This window comes from Pseudoalteromonas sp. GB56, assembly GCF_054923835.1.
Window position 1 is genome coordinate 2804871 of record NZ_JBPCHK010000001.1, and the last position, 23782, is coordinate 2828652.

The 23782-nt window shown below is 46.5% G+C and carries 23 protein-coding genes; 11 read left to right on the forward strand and 12 right to left on the reverse strand.

Annotated elements, in window-relative coordinates:
* Nucleotides 1–208 precede the first annotated feature (208 nt).
* Nucleotides 209–523: a DUF6916 family protein gene (locus ACH19P_RS13030; protein ID WP_462158960.1), complete on the forward strand. Its 315-nt coding sequence runs from the start codon at nt 209–211 to the stop codon at nt 521–523.
* A gap of 17 nt (nt 524–540) precedes the next feature.
* Here the strand turns inward: ACH19P_RS13030 and ACH19P_RS13035 are convergent, their stop codons facing one another.
* Nucleotides 541–1029 (reverse strand): GNAT family N-acetyltransferase, encoded by a 489-nt coding sequence (locus ACH19P_RS13035; RefSeq protein WP_462158961.1) that lies wholly within the window; start codon nt 1027–1029, stop codon nt 541–543.
* 101 nt (nt 1030–1130) lie between these two features.
* On the opposite strand from ACH19P_RS13035, the gene ACH19P_RS13040 reads away from it, so the two are divergent.
* From ACH19P_RS13040 to ACH19P_RS13055, 4 genes are read left to right on the forward strand one after another with little or no spacing between them, the layout of a single operon-like run.
* Nucleotides 1131–1388 carry a phage tail protein gene (locus ACH19P_RS13040; RefSeq protein ID WP_462159356.1) on the forward strand — a complete coding sequence of 86 codons (258 nt, stop codon included), beginning with the start codon at nt 1131–1133 and terminating at the stop codon, nt 1386–1388.
* On the forward strand, nt 1316–1636 hold the full coding sequence (locus ACH19P_RS13045) for a phage tail protein (protein WP_462158962.1): 321 nt from the start codon (nt 1316–1318) through the stop codon (nt 1634–1636). The genes ACH19P_RS13040 and ACH19P_RS13045 overlap by 73 nt, the downstream gene beginning before the upstream one ends.
* A gap of 16 nt (nt 1637–1652) precedes the next feature.
* Nucleotides 1653–2186 (forward strand): phage tail protein, encoded by a 534-nt coding sequence (locus tag ACH19P_RS13050; protein WP_462158963.1) that lies wholly within the window; start codon nt 1653–1655, stop codon nt 2184–2186.
* A gap of 11 nt (nt 2187–2197) precedes the next feature.
* Nucleotides 2198–2737 (forward strand): phage tail protein, encoded by a 540-nt coding sequence (locus ACH19P_RS13055; RefSeq protein WP_462158964.1) that lies wholly within the window; start codon nt 2198–2200, stop codon nt 2735–2737.
* A gap of 56 nt (nt 2738–2793) precedes the next feature.
* Here ACH19P_RS13055 and ACH19P_RS13060 read toward each other — a convergent pair whose 3' ends face one another.
* From ACH19P_RS13060 to ACH19P_RS13095, 8 genes are all read right to left on the reverse strand, one after another.
* The gene (locus tag ACH19P_RS13060; protein ID WP_462158966.1) at nt 2794–3789 is read right to left on the reverse strand and encodes a FecCD family ABC transporter permease; all 996 of its coding nucleotides are present in this window, start codon (nt 3787–3789) and stop codon (nt 2794–2796) included.
* The gene (locus tag ACH19P_RS13065) at nt 3789–4595 is read right to left on the reverse strand and encodes an ABC transporter ATP-binding protein (RefSeq protein WP_462158968.1); all 807 of its coding nucleotides are present in this window, start codon (nt 4593–4595) and stop codon (nt 3789–3791) included. The genes ACH19P_RS13060 and ACH19P_RS13065 overlap by 1 nt, the downstream gene beginning before the upstream one ends.
* A 50-nt stretch (nt 4596–4645) precedes the next feature.
* Nucleotides 4646–7453, reverse strand: a complete 2808-nt coding sequence (locus ACH19P_RS13070; RefSeq protein WP_462158969.1) for a DUF2339 domain-containing protein — start codon at nt 7451–7453, stop codon at nt 4646–4648.
* Between the two features lie 90 nt (nt 7454–7543).
* On the reverse strand, nt 7544–9961 hold the full coding sequence (gene hrpB / locus ACH19P_RS13075; protein ID WP_462158970.1) for an ATP-dependent helicase HrpB: 2418 nt from the start codon (nt 9959–9961) through the stop codon (nt 7544–7546).
* A gap of 118 nt (nt 9962–10079) precedes the next feature.
* On the reverse strand, nt 10080–11111 hold the full coding sequence (locus ACH19P_RS13080) for a GGDEF domain-containing protein (protein ID WP_462158971.1): 1032 nt from the start codon (nt 11109–11111) through the stop codon (nt 10080–10082).
* Between the two features lie 219 nt (nt 11112–11330).
* Complete coding sequence (gene metH / locus ACH19P_RS13085) at nt 11331–13955, reverse strand: methionine synthase (protein ID WP_462158972.1); 2625 nt, start codon at nt 13953–13955, stop codon at nt 11331–11333.
* Between the two features lie 12 nt (nt 13956–13967).
* Complete coding sequence (locus ACH19P_RS13090; protein WP_462158974.1) at nt 13968–15023, reverse strand: homocysteine S-methyltransferase family protein; 1056 nt, start codon at nt 15021–15023, stop codon at nt 13968–13970.
* On the reverse strand, nt 15013–15960 hold the full coding sequence (locus tag ACH19P_RS13095) for a homoserine O-succinyltransferase (RefSeq protein WP_462158975.1): 948 nt from the start codon (nt 15958–15960) through the stop codon (nt 15013–15015). The genes ACH19P_RS13090 and ACH19P_RS13095 overlap by 11 nt, the downstream gene beginning before the upstream one ends.
* 147 nt (nt 15961–16107) lie before the next feature.
* On the opposite strand from ACH19P_RS13095, the gene ACH19P_RS13100 reads away from it, so the two are divergent.
* From ACH19P_RS13100 to ACH19P_RS13125, 6 genes are all read left to right on the forward strand, one after another.
* A complete protein-coding gene (locus ACH19P_RS13100) occupies nt 16108–16995 on the forward strand; it encodes a DMT family transporter (RefSeq protein WP_462158976.1) in 888 nt (295 codons plus the stop codon).
* 94 nt (nt 16996–17089) lie between these two features.
* The gene (gene ettA / locus ACH19P_RS13105; protein ID WP_462158978.1) at nt 17090–18763 is read left to right on the forward strand and encodes an energy-dependent translational throttle protein EttA; all 1674 of its coding nucleotides are present in this window, start codon (nt 17090–17092) and stop codon (nt 18761–18763) included.
* A gap of 122 nt (nt 18764–18885) precedes the next feature.
* On the forward strand, nt 18886–19248 hold the full coding sequence (locus ACH19P_RS13110) for a PilZ domain-containing protein (RefSeq protein WP_462158980.1): 363 nt from the start codon (nt 18886–18888) through the stop codon (nt 19246–19248).
* A gap of 37 nt (nt 19249–19285) precedes the next feature.
* Entirely contained in the window at nt 19286–19684 is a 399-nt protein-coding gene (locus tag ACH19P_RS13115) for a DUF350 domain-containing protein (protein ID WP_462158981.1), read from the forward strand.
* A 12-nt stretch (nt 19685–19696) separates the two neighbouring features.
* A complete protein-coding gene (locus ACH19P_RS13120) occupies nt 19697–20284 on the forward strand; it encodes a DUF1190 domain-containing protein (protein WP_462158982.1) in 588 nt (195 codons plus the stop codon).
* Nucleotides 20285–21442 (forward strand): glutathionylspermidine synthase family protein, encoded by a 1158-nt coding sequence (locus ACH19P_RS13125; RefSeq protein WP_462158985.1) that lies wholly within the window; start codon nt 20285–20287, stop codon nt 21440–21442. It abuts the gene before it with no gap.
* 13 nt (nt 21443–21455) lie between these two features.
* On the opposite strand, the gene ACH19P_RS13130 is transcribed toward ACH19P_RS13125, so the two are convergent.
* From ACH19P_RS13130 to ACH19P_RS13140, 3 genes are all read right to left on the reverse strand, one after another.
* Complete coding sequence (locus tag ACH19P_RS13130; RefSeq protein ID WP_462158986.1) at nt 21456–22211, reverse strand: EAL domain-containing protein; 756 nt, start codon at nt 22209–22211, stop codon at nt 21456–21458.
* A 180-nt stretch (nt 22212–22391) separates the two neighbouring features.
* Nucleotides 22392–22604, reverse strand: coding sequence for a (Na+)-NQR maturation NqrM (gene nqrM / locus ACH19P_RS13135; protein ID WP_105188151.1), 213 nt, complete (start codon nt 22602–22604; stop codon nt 22392–22394).
* 75 nt (nt 22605–22679) lie between these two features.
* Nucleotides 22680–23663: an FAD:protein FMN transferase gene (locus tag ACH19P_RS13140; protein WP_462159357.1), complete on the reverse strand. Its 984-nt coding sequence runs from the start codon at nt 23661–23663 to the stop codon at nt 22680–22682.
* Nucleotides 23664–23782: the final 119 nt, after the last annotated feature.

Genomic DNA, 23782 nt, shown 5'->3' on the forward strand with positions numbered 1-23782 from the left:
GCACCTTGTTAGAACGCTAAATAGATGCATGACATTGATTGCAAACACAGCAGAAACGAGAAAAAGCGCTCGTGGGTTTCTTGATAAAGGGGACGTAGCAAACTAACTTTACTTAAGTTAATTAAATGTTTCAATTTGTTAAATTTAAGATTTAAAACCTTTGTTGATTAGCTACATCACACACGTGGAAACGTGTTAAGGATATTCAGTGACAGACAATTACAACTTCAACAATCTCAGCAATATGCTCGGTGAAAAAGTGTTGGTCGAAGACCAGGCAGGAAACCAAGTCAACCTTGTGGTCTCAGAGGTGCTCAAAGGGCCTATCGACGGTGAAGAATGGGAAGCCTTTTCGGTTATTTATAAAGGCACACAGGACTTTTCGGTACCCCAAGGAGTCTACAAGATTAGTCACGATACTTTTGGCGAGAAAGAGCTATTCGTGTCGCCAAACTCACTAACCGAATACGAAACTGTGGTCGCAAGAAAACGTGACGCAGTGTCAAACAAGGCCACATTGTAGAGAGACAACTTAATATGTCAGGGACGCCACTGCATCAACAGATAAATATCATTTGTCTGCGTTTTAAGAACGAAGCCAAGACGCTCATAGAGCTTTCTCGCAGGATTGGTGTGCTCTACATGAATCGTGATCGGCTGATTAAGTTCGCGCGCCTGGTCAAACAGCATTTCAAAGTAATAAGTTCCGATCCCCGAATTACGGTATTGCGGCATCAATGCAATATCCACAATACGGATCTCATTGTCCCAATAATCAACAAAAAGACGGCCTACGGGCTGGTTATTAAGCTCAATAATATCAAACGAATCAGTGCAGTAGTATTGGGTGTAATGCGCCAATTGCGCGGTAAATTGCTGCGAAATGAAACGCTCTTTTTCTTCAGCACTGAAGTTGGTCATCGCCAACTCGCTTTCACGTGTTGAAGCATACAGCTGCTGCATAAAAGGTATGTCGCTGTTTGAGTATTTGCGTAACGAAATCTCATTTTTCCAGTTATTAGTAGTCATGTATGCAAGTAGTTATTTTTCAATAATTTAATAGTGAGTCTACTCACTTAATTTGTAAAGAGGAAACTAATATGGCAGAACCTTTTATAAGCGAAATCCGTATGTGGGGGTTCAGTTGGCCTCCAAGAGGGTGGCAGCAATGTGATGGGCAGCTCATGCCTATTAGTCAAAATCAAGCATTGTTTTCATTAATAGGCACAATCTATGGCGGTGATGGCAGAAGCACATTTGCTCTGCCCGATTTAAGGGGTCGTGCGCCCATGCATGCTGAGGGGGGGATACTCGCTTGGGTCAGCAAGTGGGGCTTGAGCAAGTCACTCTATCTGAAGCACAAATGCCTGCGCATAGCCATGCATTAAGAGGAACAGCAGCGAATGCCAACGTGAATGACTTTTCTTCTCGGGTTCTTGCTTCTGGATATCAATTCTCGGGGCGACAGCCCCAACATGCGCCGAGAAATATGTACGCTCCGCCACAAAATTTAACGTCACTCAATACCCAAAGCATTTCAGTTATGGGCGCAAGTCAGCCACACAACAACGTACAACCGACACTCGTGGTTAATTTTTGTATTGCAATGACGGGTATTTTTCCATCGAGAAATTAACCAGGGAGATTGACTTATGAGTGATCCATATATTGGCGAAATACGCATGTTCGCCGGAAATTTTGCTCCACGTAATTGGAGCAATTGTAGCGGGCAGATACTTTCAATCGCCCAAAATAATGCACTGTTTGCACTGTTGGGAACAACCTATGGCGGTGACGGCGTATCAACTTTTGCCCTACCTGATTTACGAGGGCGCATACCCGTGCACCAAGGAGCTGGACCAGGGCTAACGCCGCGTAAGATTGGCTCTAAATTCGGTTCTGAGCGAGAGACATTAAACATCAACGAACTGCCCGACCACAATCACGCTCTCATGGCTAGCTTGAATGATGCTGATTCAAGCAACCCAGCCAATGATGTATTGGCGTCACAATCTGACGGTGATCAGCCCTATGCCGGAGCACCATCAGACCCCTCTAACTTCCAACAACTCAATAGTCAGAGCATTGGGATCAGTGGGGGTGGTCAAGCACATAACAACCTCATGCCCTCACTGTGTGTGAATTTTATCATCTGCATGTTTGGGAATTTCCCTTCTCGCAACTAAGGAGTAAAACAATGTCTGAACCATTTATTGCAGAAATTCGGATGTTTGCGTGTAACTTCGCGCCACGTTCTTGGGCATTTTGCAGTGGCCAACTGCTCCCAATTTCGTCGAACACCGCCTTATTTTCTTTGATTGGTACAACGTATGGTGGTGATGGGCGTACAACCATGGCGCTACCAAATCTGGTTGATCGTGTGCCAATGAATTATGGTCGAGGGCCGGGTTTAACCCCCAGGAGTCTGGGTGATAGAATTGGCTCAGAGTCGGTCACTCTCACTGCCGCCGAGCTACCTCCTCATGACCATATTTTGAGCGGTGTAGCAGAAAGTGGCAACTCAGCCCAACCGAGCGAAGCACATTTTATGGGGCAAGATGCGACTTCTACTGCTGAAGTCATCGCCTTTACCTCTTCCGAAATATCGACAAACGCACAACTGTCAGACCAAGCCGTTGCTAACTCTGGAGCAAATCAAGCTCATGAGAACCGACAACCTTCATTGGGTGTCAACTTCTGTATTGCACTGCAAGGTGTGTACCCGTCTCGAAGTTAAAACGGGCAGCACACCAAAACGCAAACACAGGTTCCTTCAAAGAACCTGTGTTTGCATCAACCTTGTTGATTTCGTTGGCGTAGATACAACAAAGAAAAGAAAAACACACTGCCGATAGATGCGGTGATCACGCCAATTGGCAGCTCTTGATTAGGCAATGCAATACGCGCCACAACATCTACCCACATCATAAATAAGCCACCGAGGATGAAGCTAACTGGATAGAGCTGTGTCGAATTAAAATAACCACTTAAGCGAACCAAATGCGGGATCATCAAACCAACAAAGCCAATGCCACCACAAATACTCACCAGTACTGCCGTAATTAACGCGCTTAAGACCAACACAACTAAGCGCAACACTTTTACGTTCACACCCAGCGTGTGTGCGCTTTCATCTCCCAATAGTAATGCACTGAGATGTTTACGTAGCAAGAACACCACTCCTAGCGATGCCATCATCAACACAGCTAATGGCAGCAGCATATTTAACTGCGCTCTAGCAAAACTGCCCATAGACCAAAACACCACAGCACTGATCGCTTGCGGATCGCTAAAATACAACAACAAACTCGTTATGGCGCTAAAACCAAAAGATAACGCCACACCGCACAGCACCATGATAGCGCTTTGCATGTAGCGCAAACTCAAGGTCACACCAAGTAGCAAGGTGGTAGCCAACATTGCGCCTGCAAAGGCACTACCACTGAGTGCGAGTCCCGAAGTTACGCCCAATAATGTGATTGCGGTAACCACACCCAACGCAGCGCCGGAAGAAATGCCAAACAGGTATGGGTCGGCCAAGGGATTACGCGTCACGGTTTGTAGCATCGCCCCCGATAACGCCAGTCCAGCACCCGCCATAAACGCCACAGCAACACGCGGTAAACGTAACTCCCAAATGATCTGTTGCCACAACGCGTCAACATCTGTATCAGTGAATGCCGAGAATAGCTGTGACCATGAAATCGTCACCGCCCCCACTTTGAGCGCACATAATGCGCTCAAGGCCGTCGCCAGTACCAGTGCAATAATAATTGCGAGTTTTTGCACTAGTGCGCCTCCCCTGCTTTATAGCCATAGAAATAATGCACCAATGGCCACTTCTGTGGGTTTTGCGGGTGTGGCACAACATCCGCACACACTCCGAATACATCACTCAGCAGTGCTTGGGTAACCACTTCTTTTGGCTCGCCAAATGCTGCACATTGCCCCTTGTTGAGCACAATGAGGCGATCGCATTGCGTGGATGCCAAATTAATATCGTGAAATGATGCCAACACACTGAGTTTTAGAGACCGTACTAATTCCATGATTTCAATCTGGTATTTGATATCGAGATGACTGGTCGGTTCGTCCATGACTAAAAGCTTTGGCTGTTGCAAAAGTGCTCGGGCGATGTGCACGCGCTGTTGCTCACCACCTGATAAATGCGCCAAGGGTTTGTGCGCATGTGCAGCTAAACCCACTTGCTCAAGCGCATGGTGAATTTGCTCCTGTTGCTCAGCAGTAATGCTGTGCCACATACTTGAGCCCGGCAATAGCCCCAGTGCGACCACTTCTTTGGCGCTCAAGGACATATCATTGGCGGGTTGTTGTAACACCACAGCCACGTCCTTCGCGAGCTGATGTTGTGGCATGCTTTGAATACAAGACCCAGCAAATCGAATCGCTTGCTCACGAGCGCGGTAATAGCGGTAAATGCAACGCAATAAGGTTGATTTCCCCGCACCATTTGGGCCCAGTAAACCAATGAATTCGCCACTGCTTAAATCGAAGCTGACGTCGCTTAGAATGACCTGCTCTTTGATGGCATAGGACAAGCTTTCAACGGATAAAAGAACGGGGTTTTGAGACACAGCACTCGCTATCATTTACTGGCAAAGGGCTATTATGAGTCCTCTGCCAATTAAAGTAAATTTTGTCTATCCAGACGTCTGTTTAACCAAAGCTCAACACACCCTGGATGTTGTTTCTGTAACCACTTAAATAACGCTCCTAATGCCACTAGCGCAAGACCTAAGCCTATGAAGGATAACGCTCTTAACAAGCCAGTTAGATTAGCCATATCCACCAAGAATACTTTGGCGATGACCAAAGCCAGCAAGGCAATACCAACGCGTTGTATAATAAGTTTCGCTTTAGTTAACCCCAGAGACACCAAGGCTGCACCAATCAGTAACCACACCACGGAGTAGCTATACAATTCAGCGTCCTCAACACCTTGTGCAAGGACAATGTATTGCCCCTGCCAATATTGACGTAACAACGCATTGATAAATATAAATGCGTAGGCGCCAGCAATGGCAAAAAGCACCCGACTTAAGTCAGCCTTATTCGGACGCAGTTGATATGCAAGCCAAGATAGCACTGCAACAGGTGCGCAATAATAAAGCCAAGCATAACTGGTGATGAGTGAATCTCCGATAGCAATACGATTGAGCCAAGGGTTGTACTCGGTTAATAGCTCCACTTGGAAGATAGCCGCAACTGCCAGCAAAATACATCCAGCAACTGTATAGAACTTTTCCATACTCTGCGCTGCTTTGGCGCGATACAAATACACACACCCCAGCAATCCCCAATTCAAACTCAAGACGAGTTTTTCAAGCAATGATAAATCGTGCAGTTCAATAGAGTGACCGACTATCAAATAACTTGTCAGCACACTGACCCACAGGGCTAGAACATGCAACACGGCTCCTAATAACCAAGGCTTGAGCGATGCATTAGCAAAAAGGCGATAAGCAGCCACAAACAAGCCAGCCACCAAAGGATATAACCAGAGTTGCGGTTCACTTACCTCAGACAGATCCACACCTTTGAATGGCGGTTCAATCCATAATAAAGTGAGTCGCGTAACCACGAGTGTCACCAGTACTTTGAGTAACCATGATGGAATTGCCTGCGCCAAGCGACTTGATAAGTAACACATCAATACGACTTGGATGGCGAGGGCTAAAGTCAATGCGTGTGTACCTAGCAGCAAGGTTGCTGCAAATGACAAATGCGCATTTATGGCGCACCAATAAATCGTTTGCTGCAGATTGTTGCGTGTTCGGTTCGCAAGAAAAACGAAAAAGGCCGCCCCCAATAACAGTTCAAGTACCCAGAACCATTTCACATCGCCAAGCCATGCATCAGGGAGCACCAAATAACACAGTACCAACGGCGCCAACACCGCAAATCCCGATATTAAGCTAAAGCCAATGTGTCGAGGTGAGCGCAGTGCCAATACAGTGCCAAATACCAGAAATGCGACTATTGCAATTTGTGCTTGCCCCAATGCCCCATAAAACATCAGTAAACCATCGTGATTCAAATCCGCATGGACAGGGTAAGGCTGGTCCAATAATAAACCTAACAGTACCACGCTGAGTACAGGCCACAGCTGCCAACGACTGTTAAGTAGTGTCGCCACCGCAAATAAAGCGCTGAGCAACCAAAATTGGATGCCTAAGATATCGGCATCTTGTTGGCTGGAAAACAACAAGGTGGCAATGAAAATAACACCCAGCAATATGTGATCGGGCTTTTGCAACACTAAGTCTTTGAACGACCAAACACGGTGCTCTACCTGTGAAAATGAAAAGCCTAAGCGCGGGATCATAATCAATATAACCAATGAGACAGATACAAACAGAATCATCGCCATGGCTTGTGATGCAGGGATGTTTACGGCGATTAATAACAGCCAACATAGGTGTAATGCCCAAATGCTGTACCACAGCCACATCCGCCTTACTTTACGTACAACATAGGTGAGATTCAGCGTTAACACGCTTAAATAGGTGACCAGTGCCAAGTAATTTGACGACCCCGTCGACACCCACATCGGCACACTGTAGGCTCCAAGCATACCTATCACAGCCAGCAAAGGACCATATCGCAGCGCATTCCAGCTGGCGGCCACAGAGACTATGGTCAGCATTACAAATGCCGTCATCGGCGAGATAAGTTGATAACTAACAAAGGCCAGCGCAGTAAGTGCAAACAAACTAATGTATCCGCCAGCTGCGAGCGCCGCAGGGACATAGGCAATCATGGCGTGTTGCTGGTCGCTACTTTGATAATACTTTCTATGCGTGTATTCAGCCGCCACCAGCAAGCCGACACCAAAAGCGCCGCCTAGCGCTAAGCGCGCGGTCACTGATAGCAACCCAGCTTCAAGTGAATAAGACACAAAGAAGATGCCCCCGAAGGCCAGCGCAAGTGCGCCGATCCACACCATCCAGTGTTCCTTAAATTGCGCGCTTATTCGTGACCATGCACTGTGAGGTTCTTGTTGCTCTTGGGGATTCGGTGTTGTGATTTGCGCGCCAGTGCGCGCTTTACTCATCGCAGCCATTGGTGCTACTGGCGTACTGGCTGACGTATTCGATATCGGTAAAGGATTCGCTGGGTACGAGGTTTGAGAGATAGCCTCGTCACTCGGTGGCGAGGTCGTGGTGCTCACCGGAGGTTTTGGCTTTGTTAAATCGTTGGATTGTTGTTGATTGCCTGTGGCTGTATCAAGTTCATCGATTCGAGGGGGTGGCATCTCTATACCAGTCTCGAGCGCCTTTTTAAATGCGTCTTGTAATCCCTTAAGTTGAGCTTGTAACTTACTCACTTGGTCATTGAGCTTGCTAATTTGCATCATCGCCACAATGCCACAAATGCCGCCGATAGCCACTACTAGCAGCAGCAACATCAGCAAAACAAAAAGTGCTTCCATAACCATCCCTTACGTTCTAGGCCTTTTCTACTATAACCCCAAAAAAGGAAAAAGTAAGCCCGAGAGCAAGGAGGTTAACTAGCATTGAAACTACATTTTACTCTTGACCTTATTGGTCGCCTGAGCCGTAGCGGGATCGTCGGGCCAAAAGTGTTTCGGGTAACGCCCCTTCATCTCTTTTTGTACTTCTCGATAACTGCCTCGCCAAAACTGAGCCAGATCTTGTGTTAATTGCAGAGGTCGATGCGCTGGTGACAGCAACTCCATCAACAAAGGTAATTTACCATGCGCTAACTGCGGGCTTTGCATCAAGCCGTATACTTCTTGCATACGCACACTTAATTTTGCTGGTCCGTCTAACTGATAAACAAGCTTGTGAGTAGAACCAGAGGGCACTGTTAATTTACTTGGCAGTAGCTGCTCGAGCTGCTGTTGAGCGTTGTAATCGATAAGTGATAATAACGCGGGACGGTAATCGAGATTCTCAAGTTCATTGAGTGACGTGACATCACGCAAGTAGGGCGCCAGCCAAGTGTGTGCATCCCCGAGCAAGGCCTGGTCGCAATTTACAGAAAACACCCCACCCACCAATTGACCTGCGAGCACTAAGCGAATGCGCAACTGCTCTGATTGAGTGTGTTTGAACAACCCCCAACCTCTTTTTACTAGCACACCTAACCACGCCTGACACCTCATATCAGCATCAATCGGGGCAGAAGAAGGGTGTGTAGATAATGTGATTGCGCCTAACTTTTGCCTGACTTCATTGATAAACTTGCCCGACTTATCGTTGAATTCACAGACTAAATGCTCGCTAAATAAGTGCGGTAAATACCCCTTAAGTTGCTCACTGTCACAAGCTGTCGCACTAAATATACGCTGACCTTTATGCCCACCCACCTCTGCGATACAAAGCAACGCCTCATCAAGCCAATATTCTTCGCTCGCGAGCACCCCCGCACCATTGCTCATCAACATACCCGTCCCCCGGCGTTTAGCAATGCGATCGGGAAAAGCTAAGGCGACCGCAATGGCAAGCATCGCCATCGGCAATTCATTGGTCACAGCTAAAGACAAACGTTTTCGCCAATAGCTTAGCTGTTGTTTAAACGCAGGATGCGGACGCTGCAATTGTATATTCAGCGCAGTGCTTAATTCGGGTGTAACAGAGATGCGTGCTTCCATCAAAGCGACAAATGATGCAGCCAAATACAAAAAGCCAGGGTGGCTACTATCTATTTCTTTGGCTTTGTACAGCAGATGCGCAAAACGCAGATCCGTCCCCATAGCATGAATGATATTGGCTTGTGGCGTCAATTTGCCGGACCCATCGACTACTTCAAGCATCTCTAACAAGGTCAACGCCTGATGCTGTTGGGCATTAGAAGGCATGTCCATAAGCTGCAATTCATCAAGCTGAGCGCCCCACATTTTAGCCTCCAACACCAAGGAGCTAATGTCGCTAGTGAGAATCTCAGGTGCATCGTGTGAGGCACGACGCTCGAGTTGCTCTTTGCTGCCAAGTCGATATACAACCCCGGCTTCCAATCGCCCTGCTCGCCCAGCTCTCTGCGTTGCCGATGAGCGGGAAATATTCACCGTTTTGAGCTCTGTCACGCCAGTATTCAGATTGAATTGTGCAGCGCGACGCTTCCCACTGTCGACAACGACGCGAATGCCTTCAATAGTTAAACTCGTCTCTGCCACATTGGTAGTGAGCACAACTTTGCGTTTACCTTGAGGCGGTGGAGCAATCGCTTGTTGCTGAGCGCTTTTGTCGAGTTCACCGTAGAGCATGTGCACTTCTATTTGGTGATTATCGAGATGGAGATTTTGCGCAACATAATTGATTTCGCGCTGGCCCGGTAAAAAGACCAGTACAGAACCACTTTGTTCATTTACGGCACGCTCGACCAGAGCGGGTATGGCATCCAGCCACTTATCGTGAGCAACCAGTGGCTGGTATATTTCTTCAATGGGGTAACTACGCCCTTCGCTTTGCACAATGGGGCAATTGAAAAATGACTGATATCGCTGCGCGTCTAACGTGGCTGACATAATCAAGATGTGCAAGTCTTCACGCAGTAACTGGCTTTCTAATGCGAAAGCCATCGCGGTGTCAGCCGCCATAGAACGTTCATGAAATTCATCAAAAATGACCAAATCGACACCCGACAATTCAGGGTCATTTTGCAACATACGGGTGAGCACCCCTTCTGTCACAATTTCTAAGCGAGTTTGGGCGCTGACTTTTGTTTCTTGGCGAAGCCGTAAGCCGACACTTTGGCCGACTTCTTCATTTTGTTGTGCTGCAAGGTAGTTAGCAATATTGCGCGCGGCTAAACGACGAGGCTCCAGCATAACAATACGCTTAAAATGACCTTCCCGTAATAGTTGCAAAGGCAACCACGTAGATTTACCTGCACCGGGCGGGGCTTGTAGTAAACAAAGAGGGTTATTTTTTAGTTGTGTTAATAGCTCACAATAGCTTTGTTCTATGGGCAGCACGACAATTCATTTTAGCTATGACTGGCCACTATTGTATGTGATAGCACAGGCTAAACCAATGGCTATCAGGCAGCACACATATTATGAAAGGATTTAATTTTGAAGTATCGAGCGTACTCTATGCGAGCGCGTCCTCATCATCAAAAACAGTGCGGTTTTTACCGCTGGTCTTCGCTTTATATAAGCGTTTATCGGCGATGTTTAAGCAGTGATCAATACTCTCGCCCTCTTCACGCTGATGCACACCAATACTCAACGTAACGTTGAATTTATGAATATCACGTTTGAATGGTGAGACTCGCAATGATTCATGGATGTGCTGTGAAATAGCCTGGGCTTTGTGTGCGTATTGGCTTTGCACCACAATCAGAAATTCTTCCCCCCCCCAACGCGACACGACCCCTGCGCCTGCACATGCTTTCCTCAAGGTGTCGGCGATGTAAACCAATACAGCATCCCCAATAGTGTGACCATAGTTGTCATTAATTTGTTTAAAATTATCGACATCCATCAATATAAATACAGAACCATTACCATAGAGTCGACCTTCGATACACTCTAATGTGTAGCGACGATTATATAGTTCGGTCATGGAGTCAGTGCTGGCCATTTTCTGGTTCAGCTCTAGTTGGTGCACCAGCTCTAAGCTGTATTTATTTCGATAATATTCATAGAAACCGCCCAGCACACATAAAATAGAGAAACACAGCATCACCCTCGATGGAAAATAAAATGAAGGATACTCATACAGGCCAAATTTGGGGGTATAAATAAACAACACTGAGATTATGCCAGCGAGCAACACAAGGTCAAAAGCGCCACGCTTCAATCCACGAATAAAAAATGTAACAGGAGAAACAATAAAGAGCCACAAAGGGCCAGTACCATGGCTGCCGCCTGAGATGACGAGATAACACATTAAAAAATATAGGGTATAGAGCATTAAGACTGAGATGGCGGCGTCTTTCCCCTTTACAATAAAGGGTGATACAAAAACGAATACCGCGGCACCGAGCAAAATACTCAATAATACGTAGCCATCGTTGTAACTGCTGATGGACATTAGAAACGAGGTAACAGCACCAATCGATGAGAATACTCTTAAAAAGCGAGCCTTATCTTTATTGCTGGCGTTGATAGTATCCTTCAAAACTCAATCCCGCTTATCATTATTGTCCCCCAATAACTGTACCACAAATTTATAAATTCAACGTAGGCAATGAGTTAAATTTTAAACAATGTCATAAAACAAGAAATACTCTGCCTTTAATCATACGTAGACAATGCTGTTTCGAGCATTCAATTGGCAAATTAAAAAAGGCGACCTTAGGTCGCCTTTTTACTCACACTATACATACGCGCCAAAACATTAGTTCTCATAACCAAGATTTGGGCCAAGCCAGCGCTCTGCTTCATCTATAGTCATACCTTGACGCTGGGCATAATCTTCCACCTGATCACGTTGAATACCCGCAACAGCAAAGTACTTTGAATCGGGGTGAGAGAAATACCAGCCCGACACCGCCGCACCCGGCCACATAGCATACGAACTGGTTAGCTTCATACCTATACGATTTTCCACATCCAGCAGCTGCCAAATTTTACGTTTTTCAGTGTGCTCAGGGCATGCTGGGTAACCCGGAGCTGGGCGTATACCTTGATAATTTTCACGAATAAGCTCATCGTTATTCAAGTTTTCATCTGCCGCGAATCCCCAGTGCACTTTACGCACTTGCTCGTGAAGATATTCAGCAAATGCTTCAGCTAATCTATCCGCCACAGCCTTAACCATAATTTTATTATAATCATCACCTTGGGCATCAAATGCATCCGCTAACGTGTCTTCTTCTAGGCCACCGGTTACCGCAAATGCACCGAAGTAATCAGGTGTGCCTTTAGGTGCGATGTAGTCGGCTAAACAGTAATTTGCAAAGCCCTTTTTCTCTGTTTGCTGGCGCAATTGAGAAGAACGAACCAACACCTCTGTGCGACTTTCATCTGTGTAGATTTCGATATCATCACCAACGCGGTTTGCAGGGAATAAGCCAATCACTCCTTTGGGTTGTAAGCTTCCTGATTGCTCGAGCTCATCCAACATGGCATTGGCATCTGCAAATAACGACTGAGCTTGTTCACCAACAATCTCATCGTTGAGAATACGAGGATATTTGCCCGCCAACGACCAAGTCATGAAAAACGGTGTCCAATCGATGTAGTTTCGCAATGTGTTCACTGGCACATCATGAAACTCTTGCACCCCCAACGTCACAGGCACTGGCGGTACATAGTTTTGCCAATCGAGCGTGGCATGATTGGCACGTGCTTGCTGCAAACCGATTGGCTTGGAGCGTGGCTTTTTGCGAGCCTGCTGCTCACGCACTTTTTCATACTCACTGGCAGTTTTTGCGAGGAATTCAGCCTTGGCTGTTTTACTCAACAAACTTGATGCCACTCCCACCGCTCGACTGGCGTTGTTCACGTAGACTACGCCCTTGTCATACTGCGGTTCAATTTTCACCGCGGTATGCGCTTTAGAAGTCGTCGCACCACCAATCAGCAACGGAATATCAAAACCGCGACGAGTCATTTCTTTGGCTACGTGCACCATTTCATCCAATGATGGCGTGATAAGACCCGACAAGCCGATAATGTCGGCTTTTTCATCAATTGCGGTTTGCAGAATTTTCTCAGCTGGCACCATCACACCAAGATCAATCACCTCGTAGTTGTTGCATTGCAGCACAACGCCAACAATGTTTTTACCAATGTCGTGTACGTCCCCTTTTACCGTGGCCATCACGATTTTACCATTGGTCTGCCCTTCTTCTTTTTCAGCCTCGATGTAAGGGTCAAGATAGGCAACCGCACGCTTCATTACCCGCGCCGATTTCACCACCTGTGGTAAGAACATCTTGCCCGCGCCAAATAAGTCACCGACCACGTTCATGCCGTCCATCAACGGGCCTTCAATCACTTCAATAGGCTTGGCAAATTGTTGGCGGCAGCTTTCAGTGTCTTCTTCAATGAAATCAGTAATGCCTTTGACCAACGCATGCTCTAGGCGCTTTTCAACCGGCCATGAACGCCACTCTAAGTCTTCGACTTTCTCCGCTTGTGCCATACCTGAATATTTAGGCGCCAACTCAACCAGTCGCTCGCCTGCACCTGAGTCTTTGTTGAGGATCACGTCCTCAACGGCATCGCGCAACTCTTTTGGGATGTCGTCATAAACAGCCAGCTGACCGGCATTAACAATCCCCATGTCCATGCCCGCTTGGATTGCGTGGTATAAAAACACGGAATGAATCGCTTCACGAACAGGGTTGTTACCACGAAACGAGAAAGACACATTCGAGACACCACCTGACACCTTACAATGCGGCAAGTTCTCTTTGATACGGCGGGTGCCTTCGATAAACTCGACGGCATAATTGTCGTGTTCTTCAATGCCCGTCGCCACCGCAAAAATATTCGGGTCGAAAATAATGTCTTCTGGCGGAAATCCCAACTCGTCGACAAGGATGCGATACGAGCGCTCACAAATAGCAAACTTACGATCTGCGGTTTCGGCTTGTCCAGTTTCGTCAAATGCCATGACTACAACCGCGGCACCAAATCGCTTCAAAATCTTCGCTTGATGACGAAATGGTTCTTCCCCTTCTTTCAGGGAAATAGAGTTCACAATGGCCTTACCTTGAATGCACTTTAGGCCTGCTTCAATGACTTCCCATTTCGATGAGTCAACCATGATAGGCACGCGGGAAATATCGGGCTCAGAGGCAATCAGGTTTAAGAACTTCACCATCGCCGCTTTGGAATCCAACATGGCTTCATCCATGTTGATATCAATTACTTGCGCGCCGCTTTCAACCTGTTCACGGGCCACATCTAACGCCGTTTCATAGTCTTCTTCCATGATCAAACGTTTAAATCGTGCCGAACCAGTGACATTCGTGCGCTCACCCACATTGGTGAAGATTGCTGTGTTGGTCATCAATCTGGCCTCTTAATTCAGGTTACAGGCTTCAAGGCCACTTAAACGCATACGCACTGGCAATTGGGGCAACGCTCGAGGAGTCACGTTTTTCAACCCATCAGCGAACGCTTTAATGTGCTCAGGCGTGGTGCCACAACAACCACCGACGATATTGATAAAGCCCTCTTTACCCCAATCAATGATTTCCTGCGCCATTTCTTCCGCTTCTAAATCGTACTCACCAAATTCATTGGGCAAGCCCGCATTAGGGTGCACCGAGGTAAATGTTTCGCACACGTTCGAAAGCTCATCCACATATTGACGTAAAAGATCGGGACCCAAAGCACAGTTCAAACCAATAGACAGAGGTTTGATGTGACGAATTGAGTTGTAAAACGCTTCGGTTGTTTGTCCTGAGAGCGTACGCCCTGACGCGTCCGTGATAGTGCCTGAAATCATCACAGGCAAGCTTGTGCCTGCTTGCTCGAACGCTTCTTCCACCGCAAAAGACGCAGCTTTGGCATTCAAAGTATCGAAAATAGTTTCAATTAAAATAATGTCTGCACCCCCTTCCATCAATGCCAGCGTTGATTCCACATAGGCTTCAACCAATTGATCAAAGGTAATGTTGCGATAACCTGGGTCGTTCACATCCGGTGAAATAGAGCAGGTTTTTGACGTTGGCCCGAGTACCCCTGCTACATAGCGTGGCTTGCTCGGGTCTTTAGCTGTGAATTCGTCCGCCACCTTGCGAGCCAAACGCGCCGACTCAAGGTTTATTTCGCGGCTCAGGCTCGCCATCTCGTAATCTTCCATCGAAATGGTGGTCGAGTTAAAGGTATTTGTCTCAATGATATCCGCACCTGCTTCGAGGTACTCGCGGTGAATTTGCGCGATAACTTCAGGTTGCGTCAAGCTTAATAAGTCATTGTTACCTTTGACTAACACATGCCAATCAGCGAAGCGCTCTCCGCGGTAATCGTTTTCTTCAAATTTGTGCTTTTGGATCATGGTGCCCATAGCGCCATCCAAAATTAAAATGCGCTGTTTGAGTGCCGCACTCAGTGCTTGATGTTTATTCGGCATAGTTGTTAGTCCTTACATCTTGGCTAACCAAGTTAATATCATACGGAGTGGTCTGGTAAACATAGTAGTTAAGCCAGTTGGAGAATAACAAAAAGGCATGGCTCTGCCACGTTTTTGATGGCTTGAGTTCAGGGTTATTCTCTGGGAAATAATTCTTGGGTTTGGGTGCTTCTGGGCCTTTTTGTATATCACGCTGATACTCTTTTAATAAGGTGTCAGCGTCATATTCAGGATGACCTGTGATATAGACCTGAGAACCGCTTTGGTTCTTAAGTAAGTAGGCACCTACTTCATCAGAGCCCGCTAACGTCATAAGCTGCTCATGTTCAGCAACACGCGCTAATTCGATGTGACCATAGCGCGAATGCGGCACCAAAAAGCGGTCGTCAAAACCACGCGTTAGTGCTGCATGATCAAAATAGCATTGATGTTCAAACACCCCGCAAAGCTTATCCGCTCGCAATTCACGTTTTAAACCATAATGATGGAACAAACCCGCATGCGCCGCCCAGCAACTAAATAAAGTGGAGGTCGCATGGTGTTCGGCCCAATCAAAAAACTCTTTTAGCTCCTGCCAGTAGCCAACTTCATCATATTCAAGGTGAGCCAACGGCGCCCCAGTGATAATGAGCGCGTCGTAATTAGTGTCTTTTACATCGGAGAAATAACGATAGAACATATCGAGATGCTGTTCTGAATTTTCACTTGAGCGATGAGTATCAAGACGCAGCAAGTCAACATTCACCTGCAAAGGCGTGTTAGCCAATAGGCGGATGAATTGTACTTCCGTTTCTACCTTATTCGGCATGAGGTTCAATATACCCAAGCGCATCGGACGTATTTCTTGGGTACTGGCGCGACTTTTAGGAATAACAAACACATTTTCTTGGCGTAAATGCGAAATCGCCGGTAACTCATCTTGAACCGTAATAGGCATAGTAGGCTCCATTTAAAGCTAGAACAGCTATTATGACTAGACTGATGGAAATTTCAACCTCTAGATGTTTAGACGTCCATTTAAAATTTACAGTTTCCATTTGCCTTGTCATAATTCACGCGCAAAAGTTAACGCGTGAGGTGAAGTGTGGGTATCGGTGAATTAGCAGCCATAAGCGCTGCCGTGGTGTGGGCGTTTTCAACCTTGCTGTACAAAACGTTCAGTCATCACTTGTCACCCATGCAGCTCAATGTAAGTAAAGGCTTACTTGCAATTTCAATGATGGTTTTGGTGATTGTACTCACGGGCGACATAGCTATTCCCCAACACACTCATACATGGTTATGGCTCATCGCCAGTGGTGTGATTGGTATCGCCATTGGTGACAGTGCGTATTTCGGTGCGCTGCGCAATATTGGTCCGGCGCGCACCTTAGTGATTGAGTCGCTCGCCCCTGCCCTCGCTGGCATACTCAATATTATATTGCTGGGTCACTTTCTCTCGATGCTTGCTTGGCTTGGGATCATCGTCACTAGCGTGGGTGTGATCATTGCCATTTCACCTCAACAGAATTTACAACCGGTTGATAAACGTCACTACTTCATCGGTGTCTCATTAGCACTACTGGCTGCACTGTGCCAAGCCACCGGCATGGTGATGTCCAAAGGCGCCATGAATACCGAGTCCATGAGCAGTCTTTGGGCGGCTCTGATTCGCCTCGTATCGGGAACGCTGAGCGTGGCTTTGGTGGTGGCTATCATCAAACACAGTGATTTGTATCAGGCTTTTCGCCTCAAAGGCATCGATAATAAACATTGGCTGCTTGTGGCGGTATTCTTTGGCACCTTTATTGGCCTTTGGCTGCAACTCGCCTCGGTGAAATACACCGACCCCGCCATCGCCCAAACCATCTTCGCCACCGCCCCACTGATTGTGATGACTATTGGTTTTGTAAAACGCGAACCTGTGAGCGCAAAGATGATCCATGGTGGCCTGTTAGCATTGACGGGTGTGGGGATTTTACTGGCAAATTAACGAGGTAAAAACACGCCCTTGCGTTGACGCTTTTACCCCTGAGACTCTACAATAACGGCTGTTAAATTATAGTCACACTACAAAGGCTTCTTTCATGGTTTTACCTGATAAGTTTATTTTCTCGATGAGTCGAGTGTCTAAGGTTGTGCCACCAAAGCGCACTATCTTAAAAGACATTTCATTACACTTCTTCCCTGGCGCTAAGATTGGTGTACTCGGTCTAAATGGTGCGGGTAAATCTACCCTTTTACGCATCATGGCGGGCGTTGATAAAGATTTTGAAGGTGAAGCTCACCCTCAACCAGGCGTAAAGATTGGCTACCTTCCTCAGGAACCTGTACTTGATGAAAGCAAAACAGTTCGTGAAGTGGTTGAAGAAGCAGTAAGTGAAGTAACCAACGCACTAAGCCGCTTGGATGAAGTATACGCTGAGTATGCGATGGAAGATGCTGACTTTGATGCACTGGCAAAAGAGCAAGGTGAACTTGAAGCGATTATCCAAGCGCATGACGGTCATAACCTCAACAATGCGCTAGAGCGCGCAGCTGATGCACTTCGTCTTCCAGCTTGGGATGCGAAGATTGAGCACCTTTCAGGTGGTGAACGTCGCCGTGTTGCAATCTGTCGTCTATTGCTCGAAAAACCAGATATGCTGATTCTCGACGAACCAACTAACCACTTAGACGCAGAGTCTGTTGCTTGGTTAGAGCGTTTCCTACACGACTACGAAGGCACTGTGGTTGCCGTAACGCACGACCGTTACTTCCTAGATAACGTTGCTGGTTGGATTCTAGAGCTTGACCGTGGTGAAGGTATTCCATGGGAAGGCAACTACTCTTCTTGGCTTGAACAAAAAGATGCACGTTTGCAGCAAGAGCAGAAAGCTGAAAAAGCGCGTCAAAAATCGATTGCACAAGAGCTTGAATGGGTACGTTCAAACCCGAAAGGCCGTCAGGCTAAATCGAAAGCACGTATGGCACAATTTGCTGAACTACAGCAAAGCGATTACCAAAAACGTAACGAAACCAATGAACTATTCATTCCACCAGGTCCACGCCTAGGTGACCAAGTTATCGACGTTAAAGGTCTTACAAAGAGCTTCGGCGACCGTATGCTTATCGACAACTTAGATTTCAGCGTACCTAAAGGCGCCATCGTGGGTATCATTGGTGCTAACGGTGCAGGTAAATCAACACTGTTTAAAATGCTCAGCGGTGAAGAGCAGCCAGATGGCGGTGAAATCACGATTGGTGAAACGGTTGAGTTAGCAACGGTTGATCAGTTCCGTGGTCACATGGATGACAGTAAAACGGTATTTGAAGAAATCGCTGATGGCCAAGACGTGTTAAAAGTCGGCAACTTCGAATTCCCAAGCCGCGCATACGTAGGTCGCTTTAACTTCAAAGGTAACGACCAGCAGAAGTTTGTCAAAGACCTATCAGGTGGTGAGCGTAACCGTTTGCACCTTGCTAAGCTGCTTAAAGCGGGCGGTAACGTTTTACTTCTGGATGAGCCGACCAACGACTTGGACGTAGAAACCTTACGTGCACTTGAGAATGCGATTCTAGAGTTCCCTGGCTGTGTAATGGTTATTTCGCACGACCGTTGGTTCCTTGACCGCATCGCGACGCACATTCTTGATTACCGCGACGAAGGTCAAATCAATTTCTTCGACGGCAACTACACCGAATACGAAGGTTGGTTGAAGAAAACATATGGTGCAGATGCCGCACAACCTAAGCGTATCAAATACAAAAAGATTGGCTAAATAGTCCAATAAAGAAAGAGCCTCACGTTTGTGGGGCTTTTTTTTGCCAAGTGGACGAAAAATAGGAAAAAATTCGTGCCCACAACTACACTGTTAGAGTAAACGGTTAGTATGGAAAGAAAATGGAAAATCGTCGTCACTTTACTCGCATCATTTTTCAACGCCCTGCACTGGTAATGTTTAATGCTGATCACTACGGATGTCACCTACTAGACCTGTCTTTAAATGGCGCCCTCGTTAGCCTCCCAGCGGGGTTGAATCCAGTCATCGGCCAAAATGTAGAACTCATTTTTAACCTTGCAGGCAGTGACATTGACATAAAAATGCAAACCCAAGTCGCGCACGTCGACAAAGAAAGTCTTGGACTTCACTGCACTGAATTAGACTTGGACAGCGCCACTCACTTAAAACGCCTTATTGAACTAAATGTTGGGGATGATAAGCTATTACACAGAGAGCTAGCGCAATTAGCCTCTTTGGAATAACAACAACTCGACTCAGTGAGAGCAATCAAACATGTTCATGGAATCAATACAGGGGTTCATACCCTTTATTTCTTATTTTGGCCTTGGTTATGTATTAGTTTTGGCCTTTCTATTCTTATACACATTAGTAACACCGCACTGTGAGTGGACACTAATGAAAGAAAACAACGCTGCCGCTGCAACGGCATTTAGCGGCGCATTCATTGGCTTCACACTCCCTGTTGCCAGCGCGGCAATTAATTCAGTATCACTGATTGATTTCGCCATTTGGGGTGTTATTGCGGGTGTAATGCAACTTGTGACTTTCTTCCTCGTACGCTTATACATGCCGAAGTTGTCTGAAAAAATCGCTGACGGCCACATGAGTGCAGGTGCTTTCCTTGGTGTAGCATCACTTGCTACTGGGATTTTAAACGCTGCTTGTATCACCTACTAAGGAGCGCCACACATGAAAAGAACGAGTAAACTAAAACTCACACTCATGTTGGGTGCAACGGCTGGTTTGACCGGTTGTGGCGATCCTGATGAATCGGCATTGCTATTCGAGGATGTTGATGATTGCACAAGCTTCGGTGTTGAGACCGAGGTTTGCCAAGCACAATACCAAGACGCGCTAGCTAACCACGCACTCGAAGCACCAAAATATGTAAACGAAAACCTCTGCGAAACGGACTTCGGTTTTGACCGCTGTGAGCAAGAGGGCAGTATTTGGCGCCCGATTATGGCTGGCTTTATGATTGCGATGGTTGCCGAGGCAGTGGATGAAGGCCTTGACTTAATGAAAAAGAAAAAGCGTAAAAAATACGCTTATTTAGGTGGAAACTACTACTCAGGCTCTAAACCTTTGTACCGTTCTCGCGACGACTTTTTCAGCTTCCGCAACGCCAATAACGACTATATAGGTGCGTACAACAACCGCGGTACCACCATGGTGAAGAAATCGAAAATTCGCTACGCAAGCAAGCCAACAACGGTAACGAAATCACGTGGCGGCTTTGGTCGCCGTGCAGCGTCCCGCAGCAGTTTTGGTGGTTAAGTGTTTCGTCAACCTATTACTGAGCGGTCAGATCTGGCCGCTCAGGCCGAATATTTCGGTTTCGAATTTTGCCGCATCGATGGTGAGAAGTACTGGGATGAAAGTGCCTATTACCAGTTTACCCTCGCACAAATAGAAAACGATTTAGAAGACCCAACTAACGAGCTTGAACAGATGTGTTTAGAGCTTGTTGGCAAAGTCGTCAAAGACGAATACTGGTTAGAAAAATTCGCTATTCCACAAGCTTATTGGGACTTCATTGCCACTAGCTGGCGAAACAAAGAACCAAGCTTATATGGACGAATGGACTTTAGCTATCACGGCCAAGGGCCAGCAAAACTCCTCGAATACAATGCCGATACGCCAACGTCTATTTATGAGGCAGGCTTTTTTCAATGGCTGTGGCTGGAACAGCAGGTAGACCGAGGCAAACTTCCCCGTCAAAGTGACCAATTCAATAGTATTCAAGAAGCCCTGATTGGCCGCTTCAATTACTTTAGTAGTCACAGCGCCCTGCACTTCGCTCACAGCCGAGATTCCGTTGAAGATAAAGGCACTGTCGCTTACCTTCAAGATTGTGCCTACCAAGCTGGCATGCCAACTGTAAGAATGGCCATAGAAGACATCGGTGTAGACAGCAAGGGGCAACTCACTGACTTGGAAGAACAACCCATTACTCAACTATTTAAACTCTACCCATGGGAAGAGCTGTTTTTAGATGATTTTGGGCCGCAACTACTGAGCACAGATACCCTATTTGTTGAGCCTCCGTGGAAGTCCGTTCTCTCAAACAAGGCTATCTTGCCGCTGTTATGGCAGATGTTTCCCAACCACCCCAATCTGTTACCTGCCTATTTTGCCGATGAAGAAGGGGAAGGTCTTGAACAAGGTTATGTCAGCAAGCCACTCTTTAGCCGAGAAGGTGAAAACATTACCTGGGTACACCCAAGCAAAGGACGCGTCCACGAAAGTGGCAGTTACGGTGATGAAGGCTTTATTACTCAAGCGTTAGCGCCATTACCTGTGTTTGCAGGTAATCACACCTTAATCGGTTCTTGGGTGGTCGGCCACAAAAGTTGTGGCTTAACCATTCGCGAGGATAATGGGCCAATTACTAAAGATACGTCTCGTTTTGTGCCGCACATAATTCTGGGTTAATCCTTCAAGGTGGCTAATTGCCACCTTGGTGCGCATCGAAAAAACGTAAAAAGTCACCAATTTTTAGTGATTTAGAGAACAACCAGCCTTGAGCAAACTTAAATCCAGAATTAAGTAACACATCCGCTTGTTGCTGGGTTTCTACCCCTTCAGCAATATAGATATGACTGGAATCATAACCACAGTTTATAAGATGTTTTTCTTGCGCTGAGCCTGTCCAAGTATCCGTTAAAATGAGATCGGTTACCGATTTGTCGATTTTAATGTAATCAACGTTCAAACGCGCTAAGGCAATCATATTTGCTTCTTCGAGCTGCATATCATCTAACGCCATTTTCGCACCTGAAATATTCTCGGCAATCGTCTGTACCCCCATTCTGTCGGGGATCCCTCGTTCTGATAACTCAAATATTACTTTATGGGCATGCTCACCCAGTGAGGATTTCTTTAATGTATAAAATACGCCACCTCGCCCCCAAAGTTCTGGCGGAATGTTGATACCAATATGAACATTGTCATTCGAGGCGACCCAATCCCCCAACTCTTCTGCGACCTTATCGATAACCCAATAAGTCATCATCCCAGCTAAAACGGTACCTTCGATGTTAGGAATAAAGTCCAGTGGTGGTACAACTTGCCCGTTTCTATTCCAGCGGATCAGCGCTTCAGCACCAACACATACATTATCCTCAAGTCTTATTGTTGGCAGATATTCAATAAAGAATTCATTATTGCTAAGCGCTTGTTCGATATCTGAATTACGTATCACACGACTCTCCTGTACCACTTTCTATAAAGATAGCCGTGATAGCAGCTTAAGCAAACATGATTGTTGAGTTAAATAAACGAAAATCTGATGGTATTCTTTGAAAAAACTTATCGGGTTATGTACAAACAAAAATGCCGCATATAACTGCGGCATCTTCATACATCGTTGGAGGGTAAGAACTTATAGGATTTGGTTCTCTTTCCATGCTTGCTCTTTCGCCATACGCTTTTTGCGTTTGTCACATGGGTCGTCACAGTCACATGCTTTATCAATACCGACTGATCCTAAGCCGCCGCAGCTGCTGGCCATTGATTTACGCTGAACAATCACGCCCACTGCCATCGCAGCAATGATGATTAAAAGCAGACCAAAAGTAAGAAGAAATAGCTGCATTGTCTGTGCCCCTTAAAAATGACAATATTTGGCTGAGTTAGCCACGGGCGCTATTATACGCCCGCTTGCATCTGACTACAAATATGGTGCAAACGCTGGACTTGAATAGGTTTTTAAGCCATCTGCAGTTTTGCTAATTAAGTACACAGGAAGGTTATTCGCCTCAGCATACGCCTTTGCACGCTCTGTGCCCATTACCGTTAGCGCAGTTGCAAGGCCATCTGCTGTCATCGCACTGGGGTGCAATACGGTGACTGAAACAAGATCATGCTTGATTGGCATACCCGTTTGTGGGTCGATTAGGTGTGTATAAGTCTCGCCATCCATTTCATAGAAAATGCGGTAATCGCCTGACGTTGCTATCCCCATTGAGCCGGGCTCCAACTTGCGATGAATGCGGCGTTCACCCATCGGCGCATCGGGTTGCTCGATAGCAATCACCCACGCTTTATCATTCGGCTTATGACCTGCTATACGCATTTCTCCACCAATTTCCACCATGTAATTAGCAACTCCTTGTTGTTCAAGCAGCTCAGCGACTTTATCTATACCAAAGCCTTTGGCAGTCGCAGAAAAGCTCAATTCAAGCCCATCAACAGACTTAGACAAGCCCTGTTCGTTAAGGCTTAGCTTATCGACACCAATATTGGCAATCATGCTATCAAGTTCTTGCTGTGATGGACGCTGCGTTGGGCGTTTATCAGGGCCAAAGCCCCATAAATCGATTAACGGTCCCATGGTGACATCCAAGGTTTTGGTCGCAAAACCAAGGCGAATCGACTCGGCAACAACGGTGCGAAAATCAGCACTGATAGGCATCACTTCATTGGCACCTAAGCGGTTAAATTGGTTAATTTCAGAATCTGCAATATAGGTCGACATGGACTGGTTAACAGCTTTTAATGCCGATTCGATGTCGTCGTGTAGCGTCAAGGTGGCAAGCTTGTCAGCTGGTGCATAGAGCTTAATGTTATACGTTGTGCCCATGGTTTTACCATGCAGAAGTAATTCTTGTTCTTGAGTTGCCGATGGTGCGTTGTCGCAACCACTGAGTATCATCACACATGTGAGCAGTACAAAACTTAAAATCGCATTGCCAACGCGGGTCTGCATCATATTGATAACCGTCCAAAAAGTTGAATAAAAAAAGGGCCTTCAGAGTACTCTGAAGGCCCTTA